Origin of the sequence: Photorhabdus kayaii, assembly GCF_025384895.1 — a bacterium.
Taxonomy (GTDB): Bacteria; Pseudomonadota; Gammaproteobacteria; order Enterobacterales; family Enterobacteriaceae; genus Photorhabdus; species Photorhabdus kayaii.
Genome location: NZ_JAJAFZ010000162.1, coordinates 1 through 2,050 on the forward strand (window position 1 = coordinate 1; position 2,050 = coordinate 2,050).

Here is a 2,050-nt window from a genome sequence, read left to right on the forward strand (position 1 = left end):
TCCGGGTTGGAAAGGGTTCAACGAGGGTTTAAAGATTATGGGAAATACAATAGATAGCTTAACCGAAAATAAAGTTCATGAAATTAAAAAATTGGTCGGGTTTGCCCTTGGGGAAGTGGATGTAGTCATTGCTAATCTTATCCCTAAGATGATTGCAGAAGGTAGAACCCTGGAGGAGATACACCAAGCCATTGACACTATATCCGCTGCATTTCTTTACAGCAGAAAAAAATTACTTAGTGATGGCAGGAAGTTTATGAACGAAATCGTAGGAGAAAAATTGGCTAATGATTTAGAAATAGCGACCTTAATTAAAGAAAATAAGTTTAATTGGTCGCTGTCTGAGTGATTACATCAAATTAAGCTGAGAGGATGTTGCTCTAATAGCCTCTTCTGGTGAATCGAAAGACTCCAAGATGTGCGGGTATCTCGCTCCTTGCGCAAGTGATCTAATTTTCTCAATAACTAACTGCTTTTGTTCACGATCCATTGTCTGGATAATAGCATTAATAATCACTTGTTGTGCTTCAATGAGCTTTTTCAGTTCATTAATATCACTCATAACATTATTCCTTATTTGACTGTGGAATAACCAACTTATCAATTTTTCTTGACTGTGGAAAGGAAGAAACCACCTCGCCTGATGTGGTTAAAAGCAGGCATATCGTTAATGGTGAAGAAGTAATACCGGAAAATTAAAACATGAACGATTTTGAATTCTATTGCTGGATAACTCCGATAATCGGGGGTTTCTTGCTCATGCTGCACGGCACGTGGGGTAGTTTTCTGTACGGCCTAATGTGCTGGGGTGTTTCTGCTGCATGGGCGTTGTGGAGAACCAGATAACAGGTCGCCCGGTGCGGCCTTTTTATTTTGAGGGAAAGAAATGGCGCTCACAGGCAAACAAGAAATGTTTTGTCGCGAGTACCTCGTCGATTTGAACGCGACTCAAGCTGCAATTCGCGCGGGGTACAGTGATAAAACTGCAAACCGCATTGGCTCTGAAAACTTGTTAAAACTTGACATTCAAAAACGGATTTCAGAACTAAAGTCAGATCGTAATGAAGTGGTTAAAATCGATGCTGAATATGTGCTCAAACGCTTAGTCGAAATCGACAGAATGGACGTACTAGACATCATTGATGACGACGGAAGGTTAAAAGCAGTAAGCGAATGGCCGGTAGTTTGGCGTACAACATTATCTGGCTTCGATATTTCCACGACGATTTATGACTACGACGGAAGTACAGAAGAAACCATTCTCAAGAAAATCAAGTGGCCGGATAAAGTTAAAAATCTTGAGTTACTGGGTAAGCATGTTGGCGTGCAAGCGTTCCGTGAGAGCGTTAAGACTGAGCTGACGGGTGCTGGTGGCGGGCCGATCAAGATTGATTTAACTGACGAGCAACTTGAAGAGAGATTAAAGGAGATGGGTCATGGCCGTCGCTCAAGTAAGCTCAATGAGAAACTTACAGACTCTTGAGGCATATCGGCGTAGAGCGATAGAACAAGCCCGATCATCTCTGATGGATTTCACGCTCTATACAAATTCGCGATACGAAACGGGCTGGTTTAATGAGCTGTTATGCCTTGAGTTAGACCAGTTTCTGAAAGACGTTGAAAATGGCAAGATGCCGCGCTTAATGATATTTGCCCCCCCTCGCTCCGGGAAAAGCGAATTAGCGTCTCGTCGGCTTCCTGCGTACGCATTAGGCAAGCATCCGAACTGGCACATTATTTCGTGTTCATACTCTTCTGATCTCGCTAATCGAATGTCACGTGACACGCAGCGCATTATTGATACTGAAAAATATCAAGATGTGTTTCCCAACACTCGCTTAAACGGAACGAACATTAGGACGCTGGCGGGCGGCGCTATTCGTACTGCGGAACTATGGGAAGTGTTGGACGCAAAAGGTCAATTGCATGGCGGCTCTTATCGCGCGGCGGGTGTGAATGGCGGTATCACGGGTCAAGGGATGAATATCGGCATCATTGATGACCCAGCTAAAGACTATAAAACAGCATCATCTCCGGTTTATCAAGAAGC

4 protein-coding genes are annotated in these 2,050 nt (G+C 43.5%); 3 read left to right on the forward strand and 1 reads right to left on the reverse strand.

The features are described from left to right. Positions 1-349, forward strand: a 349-nt coding sequence (locus LGZ98_RS23545; protein WP_262978706.1) for a hypothetical protein, incomplete at its 5' end; no start/stop codon positions are given. On the opposite strand, the gene LGZ98_RS23550 is transcribed toward LGZ98_RS23545, so the two are convergent. Next, on the reverse strand, positions 350-562 hold the full coding sequence (locus tag LGZ98_RS23550) for a hypothetical protein (RefSeq protein ID WP_262978707.1): 213 nt from the start codon (positions 560-562) through the stop codon (positions 350-352). It lies immediately after the preceding gene. Positions 563-886: 324 nt separating this feature from the next. Here LGZ98_RS23550 and LGZ98_RS23555 point away from each other — a divergent pair, with 324 nt between their 5' ends. Continuing rightward, entirely contained in the window at positions 887-1,483 is a 597-nt protein-coding gene (locus tag LGZ98_RS23555) for a terminase small subunit (protein WP_262978708.1), read from the forward strand. Then, positions 1,437-2,050: terminase large subunit domain-containing protein (locus LGZ98_RS23560; protein ID WP_262978709.1), on the forward strand; the 614-nt coding region annotated here is incomplete at its 3' end. The genes LGZ98_RS23555 and LGZ98_RS23560, both read left to right, overlap by 47 nt.

What these genes read in the sequence shown, in the direction of transcription:
- LGZ98_RS23555 (WP_262978708.1), top strand. Translation starts at nt 887, where the DNA reads ATGGCGCTCACAGGCAAACAAGAAATGTTTTGTCGCGAGTACCTCGTC.
- LGZ98_RS23550 (WP_262978707.1), bottom strand. Translation starts at nt 562, where the DNA reads ATGAGTGATATTAATGAACTGAAAAAGCTCATTGAAGCACAACAAGTG.